Annotated in this window: 31 protein-coding genes; 14 read left to right on the plus strand and 17 right to left on the minus strand. The window is 40.6% G+C overall.

Annotated features, from left to right (window positions below; all coding sequences use genetic code 11):
• The 6 genes from C5O00_RS00250 to C5O00_RS00275 all read left to right on the plus strand — a co-directional run bounded on the left by C5O00_RS00250 (position 1) and on the right by C5O00_RS00275 (position 5,889).
• A complete protein-coding gene (locus C5O00_RS00250) occupies positions 1–759 on the plus strand; it encodes a DUF4129 domain-containing protein (RefSeq protein WP_105213881.1) in 759 nt (252 codons plus the stop codon).
• Complete coding sequence (locus C5O00_RS00255; RefSeq protein WP_105213882.1) at positions 752–1,969, plus strand: DUF4350 domain-containing protein; 1,218 nt, start codon at positions 752–754, stop codon at positions 1,967–1,969. Before C5O00_RS00250 ends, C5O00_RS00255 begins: the two co-directional genes overlap by 8 nt.
• The gene (locus C5O00_RS00260; RefSeq protein WP_105213883.1) at positions 1,956–2,954 is read left to right on the plus strand and encodes an AAA family ATPase; all 999 of its coding nucleotides are present in this window, start codon (positions 1,956–1,958) and stop codon (positions 2,952–2,954) included. Before C5O00_RS00255 ends, C5O00_RS00260 begins: the two co-directional genes overlap by 14 nt.
• Positions 2,954–4,285 carry a DUF58 domain-containing protein gene (locus C5O00_RS00265; RefSeq protein ID WP_105213884.1) on the plus strand — a complete coding sequence of 444 codons (1,332 nt, stop codon included), beginning with the start codon at positions 2,954–2,956 and terminating at the stop codon, positions 4,283–4,285. Before C5O00_RS00260 ends, C5O00_RS00265 begins: the two co-directional genes overlap by 1 nt.
• Before the next feature lie 116 nt (positions 4,286–4,401).
• On the plus strand, positions 4,402–4,842 hold the full coding sequence (locus C5O00_RS00270; RefSeq protein ID WP_105213885.1) for a DUF2141 domain-containing protein: 441 nt from the start codon (positions 4,402–4,404) through the stop codon (positions 4,840–4,842).
• 111 nt (positions 4,843–4,953) lie between these two features.
• A complete protein-coding gene (locus C5O00_RS00275) occupies positions 4,954–5,889 on the plus strand; it encodes a hydrogen peroxide-inducible genes activator (RefSeq protein WP_105213886.1) in 936 nt (311 codons plus the stop codon).
• Between the two features lie 40 nt (positions 5,890–5,929).
• Here the strand turns inward: C5O00_RS00275 and C5O00_RS00280 are convergent, their stop codons facing one another.
• Both C5O00_RS00280 and C5O00_RS00285 read right to left on the minus strand, forming a co-directional pair.
• Positions 5,930–6,127 (minus strand): hypothetical protein, encoded by a 198-nt coding sequence (locus tag C5O00_RS00280; protein ID WP_105213887.1) that lies wholly within the window; start codon positions 6,125–6,127, stop codon positions 5,930–5,932.
• 135 nt (positions 6,128–6,262) lie between these two features.
• On the minus strand, positions 6,263–6,721 hold the full coding sequence (locus tag C5O00_RS00285) for a DUF4442 domain-containing protein (protein WP_105213888.1): 459 nt from the start codon (positions 6,719–6,721) through the stop codon (positions 6,263–6,265).
• Between the two features lie 133 nt (positions 6,722–6,854).
• On the opposite strand from C5O00_RS00285, the gene C5O00_RS00290 reads away from it, so the two are divergent.
• The 6 genes from C5O00_RS00290 to C5O00_RS00315 all read left to right on the plus strand — a co-directional run bounded on the left by C5O00_RS00290 (position 6,855) and on the right by C5O00_RS00315 (position 10,966).
• Positions 6,855–7,355 carry a DUF4870 domain-containing protein gene (locus C5O00_RS00290; protein WP_105213891.1) on the plus strand — a complete coding sequence of 167 codons (501 nt, stop codon included), beginning with the start codon at positions 6,855–6,857 and terminating at the stop codon, positions 7,353–7,355.
• On the plus strand, positions 7,339–7,518 hold the full coding sequence (locus C5O00_RS00295; RefSeq protein WP_105213893.1) for a hypothetical protein: 180 nt from the start codon (positions 7,339–7,341) through the stop codon (positions 7,516–7,518). Before C5O00_RS00290 ends, C5O00_RS00295 begins: the two co-directional genes overlap by 17 nt.
• Before the next feature lie 3 nt (positions 7,519–7,521).
• Positions 7,522–7,860, plus strand: coding sequence for a PadR family transcriptional regulator (locus tag C5O00_RS00300; protein ID WP_105213895.1), 339 nt, complete (start codon positions 7,522–7,524; stop codon positions 7,858–7,860).
• Positions 7,857–9,647, plus strand: a complete 1,791-nt coding sequence (locus tag C5O00_RS00305) for a PspC domain-containing protein (protein WP_105213896.1) — start codon at positions 7,857–7,859, stop codon at positions 9,645–9,647. Before C5O00_RS00300 ends, C5O00_RS00305 begins: the two co-directional genes overlap by 4 nt.
• A gap of 31 nt (positions 9,648–9,678) precedes the next feature.
• Positions 9,679–10,398: a head GIN domain-containing protein gene (locus C5O00_RS00310; RefSeq protein WP_105213897.1), complete on the plus strand. Its 720-nt coding sequence runs from the start codon at positions 9,679–9,681 to the stop codon at positions 10,396–10,398.
• Between the two features lie 79 nt (positions 10,399–10,477).
• A complete protein-coding gene (locus C5O00_RS00315) occupies positions 10,478–10,966 on the plus strand; it encodes a nuclear transport factor 2 family protein (RefSeq protein ID WP_105213898.1) in 489 nt (162 codons plus the stop codon).
• 80 nt (positions 10,967–11,046) lie between these two features.
• Here C5O00_RS00315 and trxB read toward each other — a convergent pair whose 3' ends face one another.
• Both trxB and C5O00_RS00325 read right to left on the minus strand, forming a co-directional pair.
• Positions 11,047–12,012: a thioredoxin-disulfide reductase gene (trxB, locus tag C5O00_RS00320; RefSeq protein ID WP_105213899.1), complete on the minus strand. Its 966-nt coding sequence runs from the start codon at positions 12,010–12,012 to the stop codon at positions 11,047–11,049.
• 108 nt (positions 12,013–12,120) lie between these two features.
• On the minus strand, positions 12,121–12,573 hold the full coding sequence (locus C5O00_RS00325; RefSeq protein ID WP_105213900.1) for a methyltransferase family protein: 453 nt from the start codon (positions 12,571–12,573) through the stop codon (positions 12,121–12,123).
• 176 nt (positions 12,574–12,749) lie between these two features.
• Here C5O00_RS00325 and C5O00_RS00330 point away from each other — a divergent pair, with 176 nt between their 5' ends.
• Positions 12,750–13,586 (plus strand): universal stress protein, encoded by an 837-nt coding sequence (locus C5O00_RS00330; RefSeq protein WP_105213901.1) that lies wholly within the window; start codon positions 12,750–12,752, stop codon positions 13,584–13,586.
• A gap of 46 nt (positions 13,587–13,632) precedes the next feature.
• Here the strand turns inward: C5O00_RS00330 and C5O00_RS00335 are convergent, their stop codons facing one another.
• The 10 genes from C5O00_RS00335 to C5O00_RS00380 form a co-directional block, all read right to left on the minus strand.
• Complete coding sequence (locus C5O00_RS00335) at positions 13,633–14,619, minus strand: NAD(P)-dependent oxidoreductase (protein ID WP_105213902.1); 987 nt, start codon at positions 14,617–14,619, stop codon at positions 13,633–13,635.
• Entirely contained in the window at positions 14,616–15,251 is a 636-nt protein-coding gene (locus tag C5O00_RS00340; protein WP_105213903.1) for a membrane lipoprotein lipid attachment site-containing protein, read from the minus strand. Before C5O00_RS00340 ends, C5O00_RS00335 begins: the two co-directional genes overlap by 4 nt.
• A 16-nt stretch (positions 15,252–15,267) precedes the next feature.
• The gene (locus C5O00_RS00345; protein ID WP_105213905.1) at positions 15,268–15,714 is read right to left on the minus strand and encodes a hypothetical protein; all 447 of its coding nucleotides are present in this window, start codon (positions 15,712–15,714) and stop codon (positions 15,268–15,270) included.
• Between the two features lie 63 nt (positions 15,715–15,777).
• Entirely contained in the window at positions 15,778–16,218 is a 441-nt protein-coding gene (locus C5O00_RS00350; RefSeq protein ID WP_105213907.1) for an Hsp20/alpha crystallin family protein, read from the minus strand.
• A 121-nt stretch (positions 16,219–16,339) separates the two neighbouring features.
• On the minus strand, positions 16,340–17,710 hold the full coding sequence (locus C5O00_RS00355) for an MBL fold metallo-hydrolase RNA specificity domain-containing protein (RefSeq protein ID WP_105213909.1): 1,371 nt from the start codon (positions 17,708–17,710) through the stop codon (positions 16,340–16,342).
• Between the two features lie 5 nt (positions 17,711–17,715).
• A complete protein-coding gene (locus tag C5O00_RS00360; RefSeq protein WP_105213911.1) occupies positions 17,716–18,543 on the minus strand; it encodes an ATP cone domain-containing protein in 828 nt (275 codons plus the stop codon).
• A gap of 23 nt (positions 18,544–18,566) precedes the next feature.
• The gene (locus C5O00_RS00365) at positions 18,567–19,418 is read right to left on the minus strand and encodes a universal stress protein (protein ID WP_105213913.1); all 852 of its coding nucleotides are present in this window, start codon (positions 19,416–19,418) and stop codon (positions 18,567–18,569) included.
• Positions 19,419–19,482: 64 nt separating this feature from the next.
• Positions 19,483–20,331, minus strand: coding sequence for a universal stress protein (locus C5O00_RS00370; RefSeq protein WP_105213915.1), 849 nt, complete (start codon positions 20,329–20,331; stop codon positions 19,483–19,485).
• 20 nt (positions 20,332–20,351) lie between these two features.
• Entirely contained in the window at positions 20,352–21,206 is an 855-nt protein-coding gene (locus C5O00_RS00375; RefSeq protein ID WP_105213917.1) for a universal stress protein, read from the minus strand.
• A gap of 11 nt (positions 21,207–21,217) precedes the next feature.
• Positions 21,218–22,066, minus strand: a complete 849-nt coding sequence (locus C5O00_RS00380; RefSeq protein WP_105213919.1) for a universal stress protein — start codon at positions 22,064–22,066, stop codon at positions 21,218–21,220.
• A gap of 137 nt (positions 22,067–22,203) precedes the next feature.
• Here C5O00_RS00380 and C5O00_RS00385 point away from each other — a divergent pair, with 137 nt between their 5' ends.
• Complete coding sequence (locus tag C5O00_RS00385) at positions 22,204–22,431, plus strand: hypothetical protein (protein ID WP_105213921.1); 228 nt, start codon at positions 22,204–22,206, stop codon at positions 22,429–22,431.
• Positions 22,432–22,439: 8 nt separating this feature from the next.
• Here the strand turns inward: C5O00_RS00385 and C5O00_RS00390 are convergent, their stop codons facing one another.
• From C5O00_RS00390 to C5O00_RS00400, 3 genes are all read right to left on the minus strand, one after another.
• Positions 22,440–23,276 carry a universal stress protein gene (locus C5O00_RS00390; protein WP_105213923.1) on the minus strand — a complete coding sequence of 279 codons (837 nt, stop codon included), beginning with the start codon at positions 23,274–23,276 and terminating at the stop codon, positions 22,440–22,442.
• 74 nt (positions 23,277–23,350) lie between these two features.
• A complete protein-coding gene (locus tag C5O00_RS00395) occupies positions 23,351–24,412 on the minus strand; it encodes a response regulator (protein ID WP_105213925.1) in 1,062 nt (353 codons plus the stop codon).
• Entirely contained in the window at positions 24,409–25,638 is a 1,230-nt protein-coding gene (locus C5O00_RS00400; protein WP_105213927.1) for a PAS domain-containing sensor histidine kinase, read from the minus strand. Before C5O00_RS00400 ends, C5O00_RS00395 begins: the two co-directional genes overlap by 4 nt.
• Positions 25,639–25,682 lie beyond the last annotated feature (44 nt).

Here is a 25,682-nt window from a genome sequence, read left to right on the forward strand (position 1 = left end):
ATGCGAGTATTCTCATTGATCATTTTAATCTGTCTTTTTTTTTCTGAAGGGATCGCCCAGGACAGCCTGAGTACTTCCATAGACCCGGTTGTGGTGTATGATACCAACACCGATGTGGAGCCTCTTGATCTGAATGAGAATACCATCGAAGACTTAAAAAATGACGATGATTTTAATTATATCGAACTCGAAGAATCTGAAACTATTTTCGAACGATTCGCGTCCTGGCTGAATTCCTTGTTAGATAGGTTTTTCCGATGGATCCTTGGCGATGTAGAGGCTACCGGCTTTCTGGCTTTCTTAATAAAATTACTGCCTTACCTTATCATTACAGGGATCGTTATTTTCGTGATCTGGTTATTCTATAAATTGAATCCCGGCGCGAGATTCTTAAAATCTAAAGAGAAACCCGAAGTGTTTTTCTCTGAAGAGGAAGAGATCATCAAATCCAGGAATATACAGGAGCTCATTCAAAAAGCGCTGGAGGACAAGAATTACCGACTTGCCGTTCGGTATTATTACTTGTTAGTGTTGAAGAAGCTCACCCATGCAGAGATCATCGCATACGAGTTCGATAAGACAAACAGTGAGTATGTGAATGAGATCTCTTCGGAAGAGATTAGCGGACAATTCAGCAAGGTAACTACCCTATACGATTATATATGGTACGGTAGTTTCACGGTAACCGAATCAGATTTCAGCAAAGCTCAGAAATCGTTCAACACGCTCGTGCAACAAATTCCTGAAGGCCATGAGTAGATTCCAGAAAATAGCGTTTTTCGCATTGGTGCTCATGGTGGCAGCCCTGGTATATTTGGAGGCTACAAAGCCGGAACCTGTGAATTGGTTTCCCAGCTATACCACCTCCGATAAGATCCCGTTGGGTACTTTTGTTCTAAACAAACTTCTGGAAGAAAAACTCAATGACAATTATTCGAGGGTAGATTTGCCCCCGTTCGAAAAACTGGATGATGAGGACTTCGAAGGCACCTATTTCTTTGTGAACAACCAAGTAATTTTCGACCGTAGCGAGGTTAATAAACTACTCGATTGGGTGTCTAGAGGAAATACCGCTTTTATATCGGCCAGGTATCACAGTGCAGATCTACTCGATACGCTTAATCTGGCAATGCGAGACGACTGGCTGCCAGGAAAGTTAGAAACTCATCCTTTACTCGACCTGAGCAATGAAAATTTAAAAGCAGACAAACCTTATCATGTAGAGCGGAGTTTCAGTGTACGTTATTTCGAAGAGATCGATACCTTGAACCAGGTGGCCCTGGGTGTATCTCAGATCTACAATGATACCCTGGCCATGACAGATCCTAAGATCAATTTTATCAAAGCCCCGGTGGGAAACGGGGAGATCTATCTGCACGCTCAGCCGGAGATCTTCACTAACTATTTCTTACTTTGGGAGGACTATGCCCAACATACCGAAAATGTGCTGGCTTACATAAATAACAGACGCACATTATATTACGACACTCATTATAAATCGGGAAAACCGGTAAACCTATCACCATTATATATCCTCCTCAACAACAAATACCTCAAATGGGCTTATTATTTCATGCTTATAGGTGCAGTTCTATATGTGATATTTGAGGGAAAAAGGAAACAGAGAAGTATTCCCGTGGTAAAACCTTTACGCAACCAAACCTTTGAATACACCCGCACAATAGCCGGAATGTATCTGGATAAAAAAGAATATCGGGAAGTAGCCCGCAAACAGGTCGCGTTGTTTATGGACTATGTGCGATCTCAGTATCGTATACCTACTAATAGTATAAACAGTAAATTTTATACAACATTGGCGGCACGAAGTGGGAATTCGGTGGAGCAGACCCAAGAATTATTTTCCTATATGGAGATGATCGGGAATAAGGCTTCTATTAGTAAACAGGAATTAAAAGAATTACATTATAAAATAGAATCATTTAAACATAAAGTAGATGGAAAACCCTGAACAAAATAACGACGAGCTACATTTTGACAGTCGGATCCCGCTGGACGATCTAAAGAATTCAGTGGCCGAAATTAAATCGCAGCTCAACAAGGTAATTATTGGGCAGCATGATTTTATAGAATTACTCATAGTAAGTTTGCTCGCCAACGGACACGTACTCATAGAGGGCGTTCCCGGAATCGCCAAAACGATCACGGCCAAGTTGTTTGCAAAAACTCTGAAAACAGATTTCAGCAGGATACAATTTACACCAGATCTCATGCCAAGCGATGTGCTGGGTACTTCGGTACTTAATATGAAGGAATCTGAGTTCGAATTTAAAAAAGGTCCGATCTTTTCGAATATTATTCTTATAGATGAGATAAACCGTGCTCCGGCCAAGACCCAGGCTGCTTTATTCGAGGTTATGGAAGAACGGCAAATTACCATGGACGGCTATAAATACAATATGGAATACCCATTTATGGTCCTGGCCACTCAAAACCCCGTAGAACAAGAGGGAACCTATCCCCTGCCTGAAGCGCAGCTGGACCGTTTCCTGTTTAAAATTCGTGTGGGATATCCAACACTGGATAATGAAGTGGACATACTTAAATCGCATCACAACCGCAAACTCACGGCTCCGGAAACACTAATTAGTGGTGTTTTAAGTCCGGAAGATCTCAGGAAATTTCAGGAGCAGGTACAGAGTATCCTCATTGAAGATAAGATCTTTAATTATATAGCACAGATCGTTGATAAGACCAGAAACCATCCTCATTTGTACCTGGGTGGTTCTCCTCGTGCTTCACTGGCTATTATGAACGCTGCAAAGGCTTTTGCCGCCATAAACGGGAGAGATTTTGTTACTCCGGACGATGTTAAAAAAGCATTGGCGCCAGTATTGAGGCACCGTATCATTCTTTCGCCTGAGAGGGAAATGGAAGGGATGGCGCCCGAAACCGTAATAGACATGATCTCACAATCCATCGAAATACCGAGATAGTGCTAAAATTTATCAGATCTATATATTTAAGTGAGCGTTTTTTTATTGCGATCAGTGTGATCGTGGTACTTTTCTTGATCTCCTATTGGGTTACACCCCTTTATGGGATCACCTGGCTAATCGTATTAGGTCTGATCTTATTAATGCTGATGGAAATCTCAATGCTTTACAGCGGAAAAGGACTGGAAGGCAACAGGCTGTTACCCGAAAAATTCTCGAATAGCGATGAGAATGAGGTTAATGTCCGGTTGAAGAACAAGTATCGCTTTGCTATTTCTGTCAACCTTATTGATGAGTTACCTATTCAATTTCAGAAGCGGGATTTTAATCAACAAACTGCCATAGCAGGAAAGGATAGCAAGACCCTGCAATATTATGTCCGGCCGGTAGAACGCGGAGAGTATATCTTCGGAAATATGAACTGCTTCGTGAGTTCGGTTATTTCGCTGGTACGTCGCAGATATACGTTTAGTAATGAACAGATGGTAAAAGTGTATCCGTCTTTTATTCAGATGAAAAAATACGATTTCATGGCCATAGATCACAGATTGTCTTATGCCGGCCTGAAAAAGATAAGGCGTATTGGCCATACGATGGAATTCGAACAAATAAAGGATTATGTGGTGGGCGATGATGTTCGCACCGTGAACTGGAAGGCAACAGCGAAGAATGCCAAACTCATGGTAAATCAGTACCAGGATGAGAAGATGCAACCAGTCTACTCTATTATAGACACCAGCAGGGTGATGAAAATGCCGTTCAATGAATTAAAGCTGGTGGACTATGCCATTAACAGTTCCCTGGCATTTTCTAATATAGCATTGAAGAAAGGCGATAAAGTTGGTATGCTCGATTTTTCAAACGAACTGGGGAAATTTCTGCCGGCTAAAGCTAAGAAAACACATCTCAATACTATTCTGGAATCCCTTTACAATGTAGATACGAAATTCCTGGATGCCAGTTATGGTAAACTTCAGGCATTTGTAAAACAGCATATCACTCACCGAAGCCTTTTGTTGCTCTACACAAATTTTGAGCATATTTCTTCCCTACACAGACAGCTTCCCTACTTACAGGCTTTGGCCAAAAAACATGTTCTCGTAGTGATCTTTTTTGAGAACACCGAACTAAAACAACTTATAGAGGATCCCGCCCACACCGTACCAGAGATAGTAGATCAAACCATTGCCCGTCAATTCGAATTCGACAAAAAGCTTATGGTCCTCGAATTACAGCAGCGAGGTATTCAAACCGTACTTACACCTCCGGAGGATCTTACTGTAAATACCATCAATAAGTATCTTGAGATCAAATCGCGCGGACTCCTATAGCACTTTTCTACAGTTCGGGGCATAAAATCTACAACTGGGCTTATCTTTTTCAGAAGAATGTATTAATGTTTTCATTTTTGAAGTGTAAAAAAATAATCACTTAAAAATCTAAAGAAATGAAAACGATCCTTTTAACCATAATGATGTTCCTCACAAGCTTTATTTTGAAAGCACAAGACCAACCTAAAATAGACACAGCGAGCAACGAAGGCGTGACCATAACCGTAACAGTGCCGGTACCCAGTGAAGACGGAACTGTGATCGCCGGTCTCTTCAATGAAGAAACATTTTTAAAATCGGCACCACTAGTGGGGCAGGAATCCAATGTAGTGGACGGCAAAGCCACCTTGACATTTAAAAATATCATGCCCGGCACATATGCTATTACACTGTTTCACGATAAAAACGGGAACAAGCAAATGGATTTCGAAGTTAACGGGATGCCAAAAGAAATGTACGGAGTCTCCAACAATGTAATGAGTATGGGGCCTCCGCAATGGAACGATGCTAAGTTCGAGGTTGCAAAAGAGTCGCTTAACCTGGAAATTGTGATGTAAACAGGTAAATACAAAATTTAGAACCGCTGTTTAACAGCGGTTTTTTTGTTTCGAATCTTCAGAAGGTATAGTTTTTGAATATTATTTTGTATTTTTATATAAATTTTATATATGACGATCACACAACTGAAATACGTATTGGCGGTGGCGGAGCACAAGAACTTCACCAAGGCAGCGGAGAAGACATTTGTAACTCAGCCAACCTTGAGTATGCAAATACAGAAACTGGAAGAAGAGCTTGATATCCTCATCTTTGATCGTAGTAAAAAACCTATCGAGCTCACTACGGTAGGCCATAAAATAGTGACACAGGCGCGAAATATTGTAAATGAAGCAGACAGAATGCAGGATGTTGTAGATCAGGAAAAAGGTTTTATAGGAGGTGAATTTAAATTGGGGATCATCCCAACAGTAATGCCAACCCTTTTGCCAATGTTCTTAAAGAATTTCACCAATAAATATCCCAAGGTTCATTTAAAGATAGAAGAACTCACAACCGATGAGATCATTGCTAAGATCACAGATGGCCACCTGGATGCTGCGATCGCGGCTACCCCTTTACACCATGAGAAGATCAAGGAACGCGTATTGTACTTCGAACCCTTTGTGGGTTACATTCCGCCAAGCCACAGATTATCGCAAAAAAAGAAAATTGAACGCGCCGATCTGGACATAGAAGATATACTATTGCTGGAAGACGGACATTGTTTCAGGGATGGGGTGATTAATTTGTGTAAGTCGTCCAAGCTCAATGGAGGAGACAGGTTTCAACTGGAAAGTGGAAGTTTTGAAACCCTGATAAAGTTATCTAATGAAGGGTTGGGTATGACGCTCCTGCCCTATTTAAGCGCAATGGATGTTACTGGTTCACAAAAAGATAACCTGAGATATTTTACCGAACCACCTCCTGCTAGGGAAGTGAGTATGATTTATAGCAAAAGTGAACTAAAGATGCAGATCATTGATGCTATGTACGACCTTATCGTTTCTGTGGTACGTGGGGCCGTGGCCTTTCAGGACGTAAAGATCATTCCCCCCACCAAGTAAGAGCATAAACTAAAAAAGCCTTGCTGTCGCAAGGCTTTTTTTATGGATTTAAAAGAATTAAACATTGATTTAATTGGGGGTTCTGTTTAACAAGAGCATCAACCCAGATCTTTAATTCCTCGATCTCGTAAGGGAGGAGTCTTTGCATCGCCTTCTTCAACTCTTTACAGAACAAATTCACATCAAAGCTTACTTTTTTTAGAACGGCTTTGGTGTAATCGAACATTGCTCTAGCCATAGTTAAACACTTTATAATTAGGTTAAGTAGTTTTATTCTATATGTGTAAGATTTTAATTAGACTGCTTCAAGATAACAAAAATTCTTTAAATATATTTTCTTAATTGGCATTTATTTAACTGAAAAAAAATGTAACTATTTGTTTTTCAGCTTCAAAGTCCATTCAAAGTCGAATTGAGAGACGATCTCCCCTTCTTTATTGGTGGCTGTAGAGTGCATCCAGCATGTTTGACCTTCCCCCGATTCAATAGCTTTTTCAATAGCTTCCTTGATCTTTTCACCATCCTCACAAACAAAATTTATCCGGCCCACCGCTTTTTTGGTGAAGGTAGCTTTATTATTTACCAACAACATGGAAATTGGTTGTCCGCTCTCCCTGATAACAGACATTACCAGGGCTCCTGTACTTAATTCGGCAGCCATCGCCTGTACAGCCCAAAACATCGATTTGAACGGATTTTGATTGATCCATCGATACCGTACGCTTGTGGTACAACTTGTATCAGAAATCGCCTTCGCTCTTACCCCCGTAAAATATGCCGCAGGTAGTTTATACATGATAAAAGTGTTGATAGCTCTCGGTTTTAAAGGCATTTCAGGAAATTTTCGACTAAGATATTCAATTTATACAACTTCTTCTAATTGTTAAAAATATGTTAATTTTTAGTACTATGCGTAACATAATACCTTCTTTTGGACATATATTTGCATAAGAAGATAAGCAATCATGGAACCAAACCCTTCAGAAAATCAAAAACAATTAGGTGCACTTATACACCTGAGTACATTTTCGAAGTTCTTTTTTCCCTTCGGAAATTTCTTTGTCCCACTCATTTTATGGTCCTTTAATAAAGATAAGGCCTTTGTGGACGAACATGGAAGACAAGCCATAAATTTTCAATTGAGTATCCTGGTATACTCCCTGATCATTGGCCTTATTTGTATCCCGTTCTTCCTTTTATTCGTTACCGATTTCATTTCTCTGGTAGATGCCATAGAACATACGGTAGATCGGGTATCGTTTCACGATATGACGAATCTCTCCGGATTTGTGATCTTATTTAGCATTGTAGCTCTATTACTTTTCGGACTTTTCATATTCGAATTGTACGCCGTAATATCTGCAACTGCCAAAGCCTCACGCGGAGAGCTTTACAATTATCCGCTTAGCATTCCATTTTTAAAAACTAATCTTGAAAATCAATCAACGCATGAGCACTCTAATTAATTTAGCAATAGCCGTAGTAGCCAGTATGCTTTCTATAACAGGTGTTCCTCAGCAAACTAACACTTCTGCTGAGACTGAGATCATGCAATGTCCGCAAAGTATTGAAAACCTTAACGCGCATTTCATAATCGAAAACGAACAGTTATCTCAAAAAATCAAGTAAAAGATGAAGATCGAAAACACAAAAGCACAAATGCGAAAAGGGGTTCTGGAATACTGTATCCTCTCCATCCTTAAGGATGGCGAAGCGTATACTTCGGATATTCTGGACACACTTAAGGACGCAAAAATGCTTGTGGTAGAAGGAACCATCTATCCCCTGCTCACCCGCCTGAAAAATGCTGGTCTGCTATCGTATAGATGGGAAGAGTCCACTAGTGGACCACCTCGCAAGTATTACGACCTTACCGAAACGGGTAAGATATTTTTAAACGAATTAAACACCACCTGGAGTGAATTACAGCAGGCGGTTAACCGAGTAACCAGCGAAACAATTAAAAAATGAAACAAACAGTAAACATAAATTTGGCCGGCACCTTTTTTCATATAGATGAAGATGCCTATGCAAAACTACAGCGCTATCTGGACGCGATCAAGAGATCGCTCTCCGATCCGCAGGGAAGTGATGAGATCTTACGAGATATTGAAGCTCGTATTGCTGAGCTGTTTTCTGAAAAAATTGAAAATAATTCGCAGGTTATCTCACTTAAAGAACTGGACGAAGTGATCAAGATCATGGGGCAACCCGAAGATTATATGGTCGATGAAGAGATCTTCGACGATGCTCCGCAGGCAGCAAAAAGAAGATCACGCTCTTCGTACAAACAACTATTTAGAGACATTGATAATAAGTTTATTGCCGGTGTATCTTCCGGATTGGGACACTATCTTGGATTGGATGCCATATGGGTGCGACTCCTTTGGGTGTTGTTAACCGTGTTCTCCAGCGGTATCTTTATTCCTGTCTATATCCTTTTCTGGATCCTGGTACCAGCAGCCGAATCCACTTCAGATAAACTTAAAATGACAGGCGAACCTGTCAATATCTCGAATATTGAAAAAAAGTTTAAAGAAGGGTATGAAACTGTCGCGGATAAAGTAAAAAACGCAGACTATGACAAATACGGGGAAAGAGTTAAAAAAAGTGGAACGAGCTTTTTCGATGCCCTCGGTAATATCCTTCTTACAATCCTTAAGATATTTGTCAAATTTATTGGGATCATATTAATAATTACTGCACTATCTACTTTGGTAGGCCTTATAGTAGGACTGTTTACCCTGGGATCTGTAGATATCTGGGGGCAGGGAGAACTCCTTGACTATTTTACAGCAGTCGATACCTCCAATACACCTCTCTGGTTGTTATCACTGGTGCTGTTGTGTGCAATTGGGATCCCGTTCTTTGTCTTATTTGTCCTTGGACTCAAATTGCTAATTAGCAATCTGAAGTCTATTGGGACCACTGCCAAGATCGTATTACTCGTTATTTGGGTAGCCTCTTTAGTTGGTTTGGGAATCATCGGGGTGCGCCAGGCAACACATCAGGCGTACAACGGTGATTTCATCACCCAGCACGAGATTCCCGTAGTTCCGGGCGATACCCTGGCCGTCGCTATGCAGGCAAACGACCGATACAGTTATAGCGTTTATCGCGGTGGTGGTATAAGGATAGAACACAACGAAAATGATGAAAAGGTGATCTATTCTAACGACGTCCGGTTGATCGTGCGATCAACGACAGATTCAACAGGGAAACTGGTGATAGAAAGACAAGCCAAAGGAAGAAATTACAACGATGCCAAAACCAGGGCCGAAGCGATAGAATACAATTATTCCTTTGAGAATGGTACTTTATTACTGGACGGATACTTTATAACCGATTTTGCCAATAAATACCAGGATCAGGAGATAGACCTAATCCTCTATCTTCCGGAGGGAACAATTCTTATCGCCGATGAGAATACGTACTCCTTCCACCGCAATTATTCGTCTTCCAGAGATATACTGGATAACGGTATGGAAGGGCACTACTTACGAATTCTGAAGAACAAGACAGAATGTCTCGATTGTCCTGTGGACCTAATGGAAACCGAAAACACCGAAGAATCTGAAGATTGGGAAAAAAAGGTGATAGAAAGCCTGGATGATGATGATGGAATGCAGATTCCGGATACAAACGATGACCCCGGCGCAGACACTTCAGAAGAAAATAACTTTGTGCCCGACCCCAACGAGGTAACAGAGAATAGTGTGGTAACAGACTCAACACAAATCAACAATAAAATCAACTAATCGCCTTAAGGCACGTTAATTATTATTCATCATGAAAACATTAAATTTTATTTTCGCATTTATCGCTGTAGTTACACTAAGCAGCTGCAACTTCGATATTTCTCTGGGCCAGGTAGATGGCAATGGGAATGTGGTTACCGAAGAGCGTTCGGTGGCCGATTTCACCAAAGTTAAAGGCGCCGCCGGAATTGATGTCTACCTAACAGAAGGTACCGAGAACAAAGTAACGGTAGAGGCCGATGAAAATCTCATGGAACTTATAGAAACCGAAGTAGAAGGTGGAAAACTTCGTATTCGTGCCATTCAGAATATCGGAAGAGCTAAAGCCAAAAAAGTACATGTAACCTATGTAAACCTTAGCAGTATTGAGGCCAGTAGCGGTGCCGATGTGATAGGAAATTCAGTAATAAAAAGTGAAACACTTAATCTCGATACCAGTAGTGGAGCAGATCTTGAACTGGAAATACTTGCCAGTGAGGTATTTGCCGAAACCAGTAGTGGTAGCGACATGAAGATATCTGGAAAAGCCACATCCCTGCGTGCAAAGGCATCAAGTGGTAGCGATCTCGATGCAAGAGAGTTATTGGTTGCAACTTGTAATGCCGATGCGTCTAGCGGTGCCGATATTAAAGTTAATGTAAAAGACAGGCTTACTGCCGAGGCATCCAGCGGTGGCGATGTTCACTATTACGGTGATCCTGCAGCGGTCACTAATAAAGGAAGCCGTTCCGGAGGAGTGCATAAAATGTAAGCTAAAGAAACACCAACCACCCATGTAGAAACCCGAGGTAATGTCCATAGTACTTCGGGTTTCTCTTTAAATTATAGTAATGAGAAAAGTAATTTTTTGTATCGTTTTTATTTCCATCGGCGTGAATGCTCAGGTTAGTCGGGATTCCGAATTGTTCAAAATATTGAAACATAATGATAGCCTTCTATTCGACAGGGGGTTCAATAACTGTGAGCTTGAGGCATTTATTCACCTGCTATCCGAAGACCTGGAATTCTATCATGATCAGGGAGGTGTTACCACCACAAAAGACCAATTTGTAGAGCAGTATAAAAAAGGAATATGTGGTAATCCTAATTACAGATCGAGGCGCGAATTAATACCAGGCAGCCTGGAAGTTTTTCCAATGTACAACAACGGGAAACTATATGGTGCTTTGCAAAAAGGGATACACAGATTCTTTGAAAAACCAAAGGATAAACCTGAGATCCCGGGAAGTACCGCACGATTCACCCACCTATGGATCCTCGATGGAGAGCAATGGATGCTTACTCGCGTTTTAAGCTACGATCATGAAATGAAACCCTAAGGCAACCCGATCTATAATTATAAATTAGGGAAATAAAACCGTTTAACGAACTAGTGGCTCCGTAATATCGGGGTGTCCTCTTATTGTGTTGTCACTTCTGTTTCTATAGTTTGAAGGTAACGCTCCGCATCCAGAGCTGCCATACATCCGGTTCCTGCAGCAGTGACTGCCTGTCTATATTCTTTGTCCTGAACATCACCACTTGCAAAAACTCCCGGTTTGTTGGTTTTAGTACTCTTTCCTTCTGTAATGATATAGCCTGTATCGTCCATATCCAGTTGACCCTTAAAGATTGCTGTATTTGGTGTGTGCCCAATGGCGATAAAAAGTCCTGTTATCGCTATTTCGTCCGTTTCACCCGTGACATTATTTTTAATACGTAGTCCTTCTACAACCATATCGCCTAACACCTCGTCGACTTCAGAGTTATAACGCAGATCGATGTTCTTGGTGGCGGTCACTCTGTGTTGCATTGCTTTCGACGCCCTCATTTCATCACGACGCACTAACATAGTTACCTTATTACAGATATTGGCAAGGTAGGTAGCTTCTTCTGCTGCAGTGTCACCTCCACCAACAATTGCTACGTCCTGGCCTTTATAGAAGAAACCATCGCAAACTGCACAGGCAGATACTCCACCTCCTCTTAATCGCTGCTCACTGGGCAGTCCAAGATATTTTGCGGTCGCTCCGGTTGAGATGATCACAGTTTCTGCTTCGATAGTGGTTGTATTATCCACTACAGCTTTATGTATACCACCTACCTCATCGCTAAGCTCTACAGAGGTTATCATCCCAATGCGCACATCGGTCCCAAAGCGTTCGGCCTGTTGTTGCAAATGAACCATCATGGTAGGTCCGTCCACCCCTTCAGGGTAGCCGGGAAAATTATCCACCTCGGTGGTTGTGGTTAACTGTCCCCCCGGTTCCAAACCTGTGTAAACTACAGGCTTCAAGTCGGCTCTAGCCGCATAAATAGCCGCAGTATATCCTGCCGGGCCGGATCCAATTATTAGGCATTTAATTCTCTCTATTTGCTCAGACATATTTGCTTTTTTTTCTATTTTCCTGAAGAGTAAAAGTAGTAACTTTCAATAAAACCTTACATTAAAAGTTATCAATAAAAGAAATCTATTTATTAAGAATTCTAATAACTAACCTAGCTTAGGGAAGAATCGTCCGGTTACGCCCTTGTAGTGACGATATCCCGGAAATCTTTCAATGAGAAGTTCTTCTTCCAGTTCAGTTTTGAAATAGAAAACAATACTAAGGATAATAGTAATGATCAGCCTGCCAATTGAACCGGTATAAAGCCCGTACGCCAGAAACAGTAGTATGATCCCCGAATAGATAGGATGCCGGATATATTTGTAGATCCCCCCGGAAATTAAACTCGAATTCCTGCGCGGGGTTGGAAAAGGAGTAAGGTTTTCATTCATATTGATAATACCGAACGTTATGACAACGGCACCAAAGAATCCTAAGACAACGGCACCCAGATCTAGCCAGGTAGGCATTTCGAAGGTAATTCCGAAGAGATCAAAATCAATTACATAGAGTGCAAAAAGTACGAATTGAACAAGGACAAATGCAAAATCTTTCTTCATTATAAGCAACTAAAGCGTATTGTGAACCCTCAAAATTAATCAAATAAATTTGCCGGGGAAGCTGGATTCAAATTAAAATATGAATGAATTTAAGGAATCCTTTTTATTCTGAAATTGATATAAATCAGCAAACATTGATTTAGAAACTGTTATATTTAATAATCATTCATCTTCCTATGAAAAAGATATTATTGCCTACCGATTTCTCCACTAATTCCGTTCATGCTATCAACTTTGCATTGAATTTTTTTAAGGGCGAGGAGGTACATTTTGTTTTTCTGAATATTCAGAAATCCTCCGAGTATATCACAGACGATCTCTTAACGGCCAGCCCCAATAGCTCTGTACACGAAGCGATATCTAGTGATAATACCGAAAATCTGAAAGCTCTTGAAGCAAAGTACCGAGATAAATTTCAGGATGAAAAATTTACGTTCGAGACTATTTTCGATTTCGATGTATTTATCGACGCTATTGCACAAATCGTGAGTGCCAAGAATATCGACCTTATCGTTATGGGTACTAATGGTGCCAGTAGTGCGAAGGAGGTTATTTTTGGCAGTAATACGCTACAGGTTATCCGGCACATTGCCTGCCCGGTATTGGCTATTCCTGAAGATTTTGAATATAATACCTCAGAAAAGGTATTACTCAGCATCGACAACAATGAAATTCCGTCCAGGGCTGCTTTGGCACCCTTGCTTCAATTGATTGAAACACATGATTTTGAAATCCACGTATTAAGTATCTACGAATCGGGTTGCACCAAGACTGAAGAGAACGAATTGCAAAAAAAATTAGCCGATCGCCTCTCCGGTCTATCTCCCATATTTCATACAATGGAAAACATTCCTGTCCCGTCTGCCATAGAATCCTTTACGCAACTTACCCAAACAGACATGCACGCTGTGTTTATAAAGGAACAATCTTTTCTGGAGAGATTAATAGGCGGCCCTGATAAATCTAAGTTAAGCTATCGTACCAATATTCCACTTTTAGTGTTGAAAGCGTGATGACGCTCTCCTAGAATAAGATTTTGATCACAGGATTTTACTAGGGTTATAATTCGAACTCAGACGATTTCTGCTGTCTCCAGCAATTGAGATTATAAAAGGTGGTTTCGGCAATCTTTTCAAGCGCTTCCCGGGTTGCGAATGCCTGATGTGGAGTGAGCAGGACCTTAGGGTGATTTAAAAGATCCAGTAATAAGTCATCTTTTAGGTTATCTCCTATCCTGTTATAAAAATATATGCCTCCCTCCTTCTCATATACGTCTGAAGCGTATCCTCCTAGTTTACCACTGTTCAATGCCTGAAGCACAGCAGGTGTGTCTACAATGGCACCCCTGGCAATATTTATAATACAGGCACCATCCTTCATACCGCTAATCACTGTTTCATCAATAAGATGGTGAGTTTCTGAAGTTAGCGGTAAACTTATTATGATGATATCGCATTTCTTCTGAAGTTCTTTTTTAGATAAATATGTGAGCTTGAGTTCCTCTGCGAGAGCCTGATTCGGACTGATATCATTTGCGTAGATCTCGCAGCCAAAACCATGCAGTATTCTTGCGATCACACTCCCAATGGCACCGGTTCCAAGAATTCCCACTTTCTTTTTATACAGGTCGAATCCTACTAGATTAGACAAGGTAAAATCCTGGGACTTCATTTGGTTGTTTGCATGCACAATATTCCTATTGAGGGTCAACAAAAGTGCGATTGCGTGTTCGGCGATGGCATGAGGTGAATAAGCCGGAGAATTTGCCACTTTTATATTAAATTTCCGAGCGGTTTTAAGATGGACATTGTCAAAACCCGTAGATCTAAGGGAAATATATTTCACCCCGAAATCATGTAGTTTTTCAAGCACGTTGGTGGAGGCATCATCGGCAGAAAAAATTGAAATAGCGTCGAAACCCAATGCCTTCATTGCCGTATTAGTGGTGAGCCTGTCCGGTGATAAGATCATTTCCAGGCCTTTTGTATTCGCCTTCTTTAAAAAGGGAATCTCGAAATCCTTGGCACTGAATACTAGTAATTTCATTCCGGGACAATAACAAGTTCGTTTTCCTGGAGGGTTTTTAGCAAGGTTCGAACGTAATCATTTACATTTCTATCGGTATCATAAGGATCAACTACGTCGAAATTTCCCCGCCAAAGTAATTCGCGTTCTTTACCCGGACAGAGACAGAATACAGCTGTTTCTGTATGATAGACCCTGTAGGATTCGGTTTGCTTATTCGAATAAACCTCCTGATTAATTCGGTAATAATCTTTAAAATTCTGAAAATCGTTTGCAAAGCCACGCACCGCCTGTACGGTGTTCACTTTATCTTCAGAGCCGGTGACTTTAGAGATCAGCACCGAATCGAAGCCTGCATCCAGCAGTCTACTTTCAATTTTATTGAGGTCTTCCTCGGTCTTATCGGAATCTGTAAAAGAATCTCCGAAAAAATCGATGCTCCTTACGGCGATTATATCCTCTTTTTCGATGGCTGCAGCCAGTTTATCCTCAAAGGTCCTTCTCAATTGAGAATCTGTACTCATCCCTATCACCAGGATCTTATTGGCCTCGTACACCGGCGTGTCTGGACTCTCCCACTGATTTACCAATCTGGTGGAAGAACAAGAGCTTAAAATGAGTATAAAACCTAGTAAGAACATTAACTTTTTCATAGTAGATAGCATAAGATCAGGGTTTTAGTAATTTTCGCTGCTTTTTTTCTTTCAATACAATTTTAATGAGTTGGAAAACCCGGCGTTTCAGTTTCTTAAAACTTGAAATAAACCCAACGGTCTCGAACATCAACTGATAATGGGCTGTTTTGTAATCGTCTTCCTCATCAGGAATATCGATATCGTCTATAAGGGTTTCCAGCACATTCGAGTGAGTTTTTAGTTTAGTTAGAAGAACTTTTATTGTTTTCTTATATTCACTCAACTCGACTGCGAGTTCTTTACTTTCGGAGAATGCATTTTTACCCAGTAACTCCAGCGTATGGCTTTTTATTAGATCTGAAAGAAACTGTATCTCGTCCTTTATAAATTGCAATTCAGAAATACAATTTACAGTATCCTCATGAAGTCCGTCCGGACTTCGCCACTCGATATATTTTATAGATGACGGATTAAAATTCATGACTATTTTTTTTGAAAGACAGGAAACAAGATCTCAATCGCGTTTCCTGTCTTGTTTCAGAAGTTATTCGATCTCTATCTTCTTAGACCGATCTTTGGCTACTTCATCTTTGGTTAGTTGGAGGTACAGCACTCCATTGTTGTAGGTCGCCTTAACTTCCTTATCCTGATTTACCGTGTTAGGTACTTTAATTCTACGGTCGAAAGAATTATAATTGAATTCTTTTCGAGTATAACCTTCCACATCTTCTTCCACAGATTCTTTTTCTTTCGAAGCAGAAGCATGTAACACATCATTCTCAAGCGAAACTTCGATCTCATCTTTTGAGAATCCGGGAATGGCTAATTCAATGTCGTAGGAAGAATCACTTTCCTTAACGTTCATTGGAGGGATACTCTTTCCATTTTCGAAGAGCTCGTCGTCGAACAGATCACCTGTTTCAAACCAAGTAGGAATACCACGATCTATGAGTGGTAATCTTCTTCTAAATTTAATAAGTGACATAACATTTAATTTTAAGATTGATATTAATTCTCAATCACATAAAATTAGATAGTTATCTGGTGCAAGACTATGATATTGGTCAGGTTTAACCAGCAGTAAGATGTTAAAACAAACTTGAATATTAAACCATCACTGTCACCGTATCCAACAAATGAGGCGATTGAACGCGCCAGCCGTAGGTGTCCTGGATCTTTGTTCTTAAGGCATCCCTTGCCGAAGGTTCGCCGTGGATCAGGAAAGTTTGTTCAGGTATGTTTTTTATTTCTGAAAGCCAATTGAGAAGTTCCCCCTGATCCCCGTGCGCAGACAGGCTTTCTATATGGTGAACCGCAGCTTTTACCGGGTAATATTTACCGAAGATCTTGAGTTCATGGGCACCTTCCAGAAGTTGTCGCCCTCGCGTACCTTCTGCCTGATAACCCACAAGTAGTACGGAGGTTTCTTCCTTGTCGACCAATTGTTTAAGATAGGTTAGTACACGACCGCCGGTAACCATTCCGCTACCTGCTATCACTACTTTTGGCCGAGGATCGTCTATGGTTTCCCAGGTTTCTCTATAGGAGGTAATGATCTCCATCCTGTCCTGCACTGCGTTAAATTCGGTTGCAGGAAGCTTATGCCATTCCGGGAATTGATCGAAAACAGATAGCACATTATTTCCCATAGGGCTATCGATGAAGATCGGTATATTAGGGATCCGGTTTTCCTTGTAAAGCTTCCAGAGCAAATACATTAATACCTGTAAACGCTCCACCGCAAAAGAAGGTATGATGAGAGTTCCTCGTTTATGTAAAGTTTTATGGACTAATTCGGTCAATAATTCACTCACACTTTCCTCGGGATGTAACTTATTACCGTAGGTACTTTCCACAAATAGGTAATCTGCCCACTCGGGCTTCTCAGGTGGATGCAACAAGTGGTCATGGCTACGCCCTATATCTCCTGAGAAAACAAACAATTTATCGAAGATCTGGATCTCTATAAAAGTGGAACCTATAATATGACCGTTATAACGATAACGACATTTAATATGTTCACTTAGCACTATCCACTCATCCTTCTCAACGCTGTTAAATAATCGCATGGTGTCTTCGGCCTCCTTTATGGTATAAAACGGTAAGGCCGGGGTATGACTCGTATAACCTTCCTCATTTGCTTTCTTAGCTTCCTCTTCATGGATCTTTCCGCTATCTTTCAGGATAATTCCGGTTATAGCCAGGGTGGGTGCTGTCCCTAGAATTTTCCCCTTGAATCCTTGCTTTACTAACCTTGGCAAATAGCCTGTATGATCCAGGTGTCCGTGCGTTAAGAGCACCAGATCTATCGAAGCTACATCGTATGGTATAGGCTCCCAGTTTAGTTCTCGTAGTTCCTTCAGGCCCTGAAACATCCCACAATCTACCATGAAATTGATCTCGGATGTTTCAATTAGATATTTTGAACCTGTCACAGTGCCGGCGGCACCTAAAAAATGAATTTTCGCAGTCTGCATAGCTATTAGTAGTTAGAAAGCATATTTACTTCTTTCAATATATTTTCCCTTCGTTTGTCTGTAATTCCCAGGTGATCGAGATAGAAATCATCTTTTATCAATTGCCTGCAGAGCACGATATCCCGACTGAGCAAAAACTGCTTTTCCCGTTGGGTTAGCAACGTAGAAACCGTTATAGGGTATAATCCCAGGCGGTCTATTCGCTCCTTGAGACTGTCCCCTTTCGGGTGATCCCAGCTTAGCAGGTATAAGCCTGCACACGTACCGTATTCTGTAGCATCGCGGGTAAAACTAGTATTGGTTACCACCCAGCCTTCGGTAGGCGGATCGATTTTTTGATAGCTCAAAATATCCCGAAATCTAGAATCTATATAAAGCGGGATCTTAACATCGCATTTTCTTGCTTCGTCGCTATGGAATTTACATTCGGCTATGATATAATCTGAGTTTTTTCTTGCGATCACATCTACCTCATGGGTAACGCATGCACCTTTCATTAATTTCCCGATCTTAACTTCGTAGCCCGAATATTGCAACAAAGCCCCGATAAATCGCTCAAAAGGGAAACCTGTAGGCCCTAACTCGTAAATTGCCTTTTTAAGCTTATATTTTGAAGCGAAGATGGATTTCTTCCGTTTCAGTAGTGCAAAAGCACGGTTGTAAATCTCTTTGGTGGAAATACCCTGGTATAACTCATCACGAACCACATCGATGATGGAATTAATAAGCTTTTCATCGGCCCCACTCCGGCGTAATGAAGATCTTAATTTATCCAGAGAGAATTGAACCCGTTCACCGGAAGCTTTTAACACATAGATCTCGTTGTCTTCCATATAATTTTGAATAAATCGTACCTTCAGTTTCTGAAATCATGAAGGGCTAAGACCGGAATTTTGGAGTGCGTCCCAAGTTCTTTTACCAAAGGCTGTGAAAATATACTTCCGAAGAATGTATGTTTCTTGTTGATAAAAGCAATCATCCCGCTATTTCTGCTTTGCACAAATAATTCAATTGCTGCCCCAATGTCATTTTTATCTAAGGTATGAAAACTATGTTCAAGATCGGCAAAATATTCTTCAAGCAGTTGTTTGTAGTTTAGTTGGGTTTCATTCAGCTCTTTGGATGTTTCTACGTGTAAAATTCTAATTGGTGCATTAGTGAGTTTTGCGATATCGATGAGATACCCCAGTTCTCGTTTTTTATAATGGGTTTTATAACTGGTTGGGAAAACGATCTCGGTAGGATCTGCATACAAAGTATCGGGTGGAATTGCCATCACAGGGCAGTTTCTAATTTTTTCCATTATTAACACTGTATTACTTCCGAAGGAAACATTTAAAGCATCTGTATCACCTTTGGTGCCCATGATCACCAGGTCTATATCTTTTAACTCTACCACTTCTTTTATAGCACTTAGCAAACTGTCTTGTTTGGAGATGGTATAATAATTATGATCACTCCCCTCATCCCTGAATGACAACTGTTGTAAAATTCGTTCCAGACCTTTCATAGATTTCTCCTGAACAGTTTTGGAGTATTCATTGTGAGCTTGTGGAACATTTATGTTATCCAGGGCAAAGCCCGTATAGTCGTAAACATTTAATATAAAAAAATCGCAGGCTTCATTTTTAAACAGGTCTACGGCATAGGCAATAGCATCCCATGCATTCCTTGAAAAATCGGTAGGTAATAATATTTTTCTTCGCATGGCTTAGATTATTAAGGTTATGCTTAAAAATAGGTAGGATATAATTGTTTTAAAATGATATCTGTCATCTGGCCGCAGGAATCACCAGATAAGGTGTAGCAGGATGACGCCCAATTTTCTTCACCACAGATTCCCGGAACAAGCGTTTAATGATATTATGTTTGTAATATATAAGGGAAAGCATATCTACTTGTTCTCTTTCAATATAATCCACAATTGCTTTGGTTTTCTCCGTTTCATCTTCTAGCCAGACTACCTCAACATCGATATCACTAAGGTGATTCAATAAGCTCTCCATGTTTTGTCGCTGATCCGGGCTCAAGGAGTCACCTTCCCGCACATATAGTACTTCTACATTAGATTTGTGTAACTTTACGAGAAAGATCAGCTCATTAAGGTTTGAAGGGTTAAAACTTTGTCGAAAGGATGTTGCAAATGCCACCTTAGACAGCGGGCTAAACTCTGCCTGCAGAGGTATGGCCAAGACAGGTATCTTTTTTATCCTTTTAATCACATTTTCTGTATTACTTCCCAAAATTACTTCCTTCGCACCTGTTTGCCCTTTGGTACCCATAATAACCAGATCCACGTTGCGTTGAGCACAGATTCGGTTCATCGCCCTTGACAGGGACATCGCGGTAGATATTACATCGAATTTATGTCCGCAACCTGACGTGTCTTTTATAAGACGCTGTCTAACCTCTTCACATTTCTTATCAGCTTCGTCGTACAGATTGTCCATTACTTTTTCAGACTTCCCGATATCCACACGTGAGGTTAACTTAGATGCCTGTGCTTCGAATGAATGTAAAATATGGATGGTACAAGGGTTCTTTTGAAATAGCTTAGTGGCATAGATCAACGCCCTGTATGCGTTTTCCGAGAAATCGGTGGGTACGAGTATATGTTTCATGACGTTGAATTTTAAAATTACTAATGCATCAATCTTTCTTCTGAAGGAATAACGAGAAATGGAATATTGGTGTGATAAACTATTTGGTTTATAACGGGTTTGAACAGCAGGTTTTCAAAGAAATTATGGCGATTATGGATCATTACCAGTAGGTTGATCTTATTCTTTAATTGAAATTTTTCTATTGCTCCCACTACATCTGTATTTTCGGCTATGTGGAAGAGGTGGGCATTATCCTCAAAATAACCGTCCAAATATGCCTTCATCTCTTTTTGTTCATCATCGAGGGGTTCGCCATAATATGCATTGAGGATATTGAGGCGAGCCGCTTGAAGATCGCAAATCTCGCGAATCAATGAGAGGTACGGATTTACTTTACTTAGCCTAAAATCTGTTGGAAACAGTATCTCTTTTGGAGGTTCATAACCAAAGCCTGATGGCACGGCGATCACCGGGCATTTCACTTTTTTTATGGTATACATGGTGTGCGATCCTAATAATACTTCTTGTGCCCCGGTGGCCCCCTGAGTTCCCATTACGATAAGATCTATTCCTTTATCGGCCACCATATCTTCGATCTCGTGTACCAGCATATTGAAGGTCACAATCTTTTTAAAGTGGTGATTCCTGTTGTTAAATTCGGCTCTGATAGTCTCCTCCACTTCATCCATGGATCTTTCTGCATTCTGTCTGGTAATTTTTTGTAGCTCAAGGGCAGAATAACTATCGGCCATACTACCCACCACATAGGCTGCAGGGGTATAAGTGTGCAGTAAATAAAATTCGCAGGAAGTGTTTCTAAAAAGCTGTACAGCATACCGGATAGCGTTCAGTGCGTTATCTGAAAAGTCTGTGGGTAATAGAATACGTTTCATAATGATGAGGTTTAAGTGCGTGGTAAATTTTGAAGGACAAGAAAGGGTATCTTAATTTCAAGTCCGATCTTCTCAACCTTCGAACTGTGTAACACATCCTCTAAAAATGAGTGCCGCGAATTGATCATTACTAAAAGGTCTATGTTGTAACTTTTAATCGCGTCATTAATAACACTGGTCACATCATCTCCTGGTAATTTTACATACTTGGTTTTTATATGCTCCATGCAATACTCTAGAAATGCCTTATTGTCTTGTTGCCGAAATGAAAGCTCACTGAATTTTGAAATGTGCAGGACTTTAAGTCTGGCGGCATAATTTTGTGCGATCGTGCTCAGTAACTTTAATTCCCTCCGTTGATAGGGTAACATATAATCTGTTGCAAAGAGAATTTGAGAAGGCTGAATATCTGTATACTCGGCCGGTACAGCAAGAACGGGGCATTTCACGTATTTAATTACCTGAAGAGTATTACTTCCGAAGGTAATATTCCTTTTGTCTGTTTTTCCTTTGGTTCCCATTACGATCACATCAACGTTTTCTTGTTCGGCGATCTCATTTGCCTCATCCACTAAAGATCCCAGTACCGAAATCGAGAAATACTTATGCCTGGGATTGGGTGCGAGTTCTTTCATAGACCTTATAACTCCATTTAATTTTTCATTAGCACTTTTTAATGCCACCACTTTAGCATCATCAAGTTCAACTTTATCCATTCCTGAATTTCGATTATAAAGGTCATCACCATAAGCGTGCATGATATGGAAGTCTGTGCGATCGTATTTAAATAATTCCATAGCATATTTTATGGCGTTCATGGCGTTAGTGGAGAAATCGGTTGGTATAAGTACTTTTCGCATAGCTCCTGGATTTTTGGGATATAATCAAAGTTACCTTTCGTAAGCAACAGATAAAATGATAATTATCACCTGCAGTACAATTAGGAATTCTTTAGGAACTTGGGCTAAAAATTGGTCGTATATTTAAAATAAAAAGTATGAAAGCTTCTGCCATGATCCTGATCGCTTTTACAACTGTAATTTTACTAACAGTAGTGATCTTCTCGGCAATTAACGTACCATTTGGTTGGGTTTTTGTTTTCACCACATTTGGGCAGCTAATGTTACTGCTAAGTGTCTATCGTATACTTAAAGATGACTATCAAACTATAAAAACCTTCGAGGATCTTTACGAAGATCATGACATAGGAGACAATTTCCGGTAATAGGAGAATTATTCGTGTAAAACCAGGAACGGGATCTCAGAATGATAACTTATCCTGGCTACTCGTGGTTTAAAAAGTAATCGTTGAAAGAAATTGAGGTTTTTGGCGACCATGGCAACTAGCTGTATATCCATAACGTCTATAAAGGATTGCAGGCCTTGTTCTAGTTTTGGGCTTTTAACCCAGTGAAAACTATAAGAGCGACCTACAAGTGCATCGTGAAGGAAACTTCTGTTCTTCTCCTGCTCCTCATTTAAATGAAGATCGTTATTTGCAACTCTTAATACTTTAACCGAAGCCTGGTGCAGATCGGCCACAGCAAGTAGAGTGTCCAATACCTTTTGTTTGTAAATGATATTGAAATCGGTTGGAAATACTATATTCTTGGGGCCTTCAAATACAGCACGTTCAGGGATCACAAGGATAGGGCATTTAACCCTGGTGATCACGGCGCCGGTGTGGCTCCCAATGGTAGCTTCCTTAAGACCGGAAGCTCCTTTGGTTCCCATAACAATTAGGTCTATATTATTTTCTTCAACAGCATTCTTAATTCCTTCAATAAATAAAGACTGAATAGCTCGTATTTCAACACGTGCGGTTCGCCTTGGATAAAGAGTTTCTATCTTATGCTGAATCTCTCTTAACTTTTTCTCTTTCTTTTTTTGCGAATTGTCGATGATAGAAATTCCATTGGCATGTAGGTTTGCCTCATCGGTCACACTGCCACTATAGGATATATGCAAAAGGTGAATATCAACCGCCACCTTTTCAAAAAAAGCCAATGCGTATTCTATCGCATTCCACGCGTTGTGTGAAAAATCTGTAGGAATGAGTATTCGCTTCATCGGGATCAACTTCAGAAGCAAAAATAACCGCCCTACAAGGGGTAAAGAATGATATATGTCAGTTTTGAAAAAATTTACTCCACGTGTCGCAGACCATCCAGATCGATAATACGGATGTTCCTGCCTTCAATTTCAATGAGGCCATCCTTTTTAAATCCGGAAAGTGTTCGGATAAGGCTCTCGGTGGCTATCCCGGCTACACTGGCAAGATCGTGGCGGGAGATCTTAATATTATCGTTTGGGTTCTTATTGAGGATCTCTGCAAACTGTAAAATAGTTGCGGCGGTTTTCTTGCGTACAGAGCTATATGCCATCTGTAGTAACTGTTCTTTTATTTCGGTAATATTTTCGGAAAGAACATTCATAAGTTCCAGCGAAACAGCGTTACTTTTGGTAAGTATTTCCTTTAAAATGTTCTTGGAGACTACAGCCAGTTCAACGTCTTCTACAGCCGTGGCAGATTCCTGGTAAGGTACGGCTTCCTCAAAGGAAGTAAAGCCAAGAAAATCATCCGGTTTGTGTAGTGCTGTGATAAGTTCCTTGCCGTTCTCATCCATCTTATGACTTTTCACAATTCCCTTTAAGATCAGGAAGATATTATTGGAGTGTTCGCCTTCCTTATAAATGGTATTTCCCTTATCATAGTTCGCGATCTCGCCATTGTCATCGAAGAAATTTTTAAGCTCATTCAGGTTTCTAATGGCATCGTCCTCAGTTTCATCACCGCCCAAGGCAGAAGACGCCTCTCGAACTTGCATTAAAAGTTGGGCTTTAGCAAGACGGCTTTCCACTGCACTTAATAATTCGTCCTCTTCAAAAGGTTTGGTGAGGTAATCATCGGCACCCATGTCCATTCCTTTTCTAATCTCCTTATGCTCGGTTTTGGCCGACAAAAATATAAAGGGAATGTGCCGTGTGTCACCATTTTGAGAAAGTGCACTAAGCACGCCATAACCATCTACTTCGGGCATCATTATATCGCACACAATTACGCCGGGAAGGTGATTCCTGGCCATTTCAATGCCAACTTTTCCATTGGGTGCAGTTAAAACTTTATATCCGGAAAGTTCCAGCATTTCGGCAGTATTCTCCCGTAATGCTACATCGTCTTCAACTAGAAGTATGGTTTTATTCATGAATTGGTGCCTGTAGGAATAGTCACTTTAAACGTACTGCCCTTATTTTCTTCACTCGTAAAGGTAATAGTACCTCCAAGGTTTTCCAAATGGTTTTTTACAATATTGAGTCCAATTCCCGTACCTTGATTCAGCAAGGCGTTCTCGGCGCGGAAATAGCGGTTGAAGATATATTTTTGTTCTTCTCTGGGAATTCCCATTCCTTCATCTCTTATTTCAATGTGTAGGTGATTATCTTCCTTCGCCACCATAATATCAACATTGGTATTTTCTGAAGAATATTTAATAGCGTTGTTGATGAGATTGGTGAGTGTAAGTTCGAGTATCTTTTCATCAAATTCGATAACTATACTATCGATGCCTTCAGGATAATTGATAACCTGACCTTCCTTCAACAGCATGTTGGCGCCATAGATGACCTCGTTCACAACCTTGCTAATTGGAAATTTACTGAATTTATAATTCACTTTCCCACTCTCCAAACGCTCTATAGAAAGAAAATCGTCCAGAATGTTGTTGAGGTATTTCACCTTATTCTGAATGGTCTTTATGTGCTTCTCCCGTTTTTCCTGTTGTTCTTCCAGCGTATATTTCCCCGCAAGGGTTGCTGAGGTAAAGATACCACTAAGTGGTGTTTTGAATTCATGCGAGACAAGCGACAGGAACTTTGTTTTCAAATCACTTAACTCACGCTCTTTCCGAAGCGCCTCCTTCATTTTGTTTTCGGCTTCCTTGCGACGTTCGACCTCCTTCTCAAGTTTATCGACACTTTTACTAAGTTCCTCGGTTCTTAAGGCAATCTTGGTTTCAAGTTCGTTGTTCAACTCTCGAATTTCCAGTTCTTGTTCCTTCCTAACTGTGATATCTATCAACAATGCCATAACATACCTTTGTCCATCAACTTCGAAAGGGTTGAGCCCTACCTCTACCGGAAAGCGGCTGCCGTCTTTTTTCAGGCCGTACAGGTCTCGCCCGTGACCCATTTGCCGGGCCGAGCTTTTCGCCATGAACGATTTAAAATGTCCTTGATGATTAGGGTGATAATCTTTCGGAATAAGCACTTCGAGTGTTTTCCCGGTAAGTTCTCCTTCCTTGTATCCAAATAATTTATCCAAAGAAGGATTGGTTGCAACAATTTGTTGTTTGTCGTTTACAACAACTATTCCTTCGGAAATCGCTTCAGTAAGAACCTTGTAAATATCACTGCTGTTGCCAAACTCCTTCATAGGTCAAAAATAGCGATTTTAAAAATGCCATCGAACTGATAATT

Source organism: Pukyongia salina, assembly GCF_002966125.1.
GTDB classification, from domain to species: Bacteria; Bacteroidota; Bacteroidia; order Flavobacteriales; family Flavobacteriaceae; genus Pukyongia; species Pukyongia salina.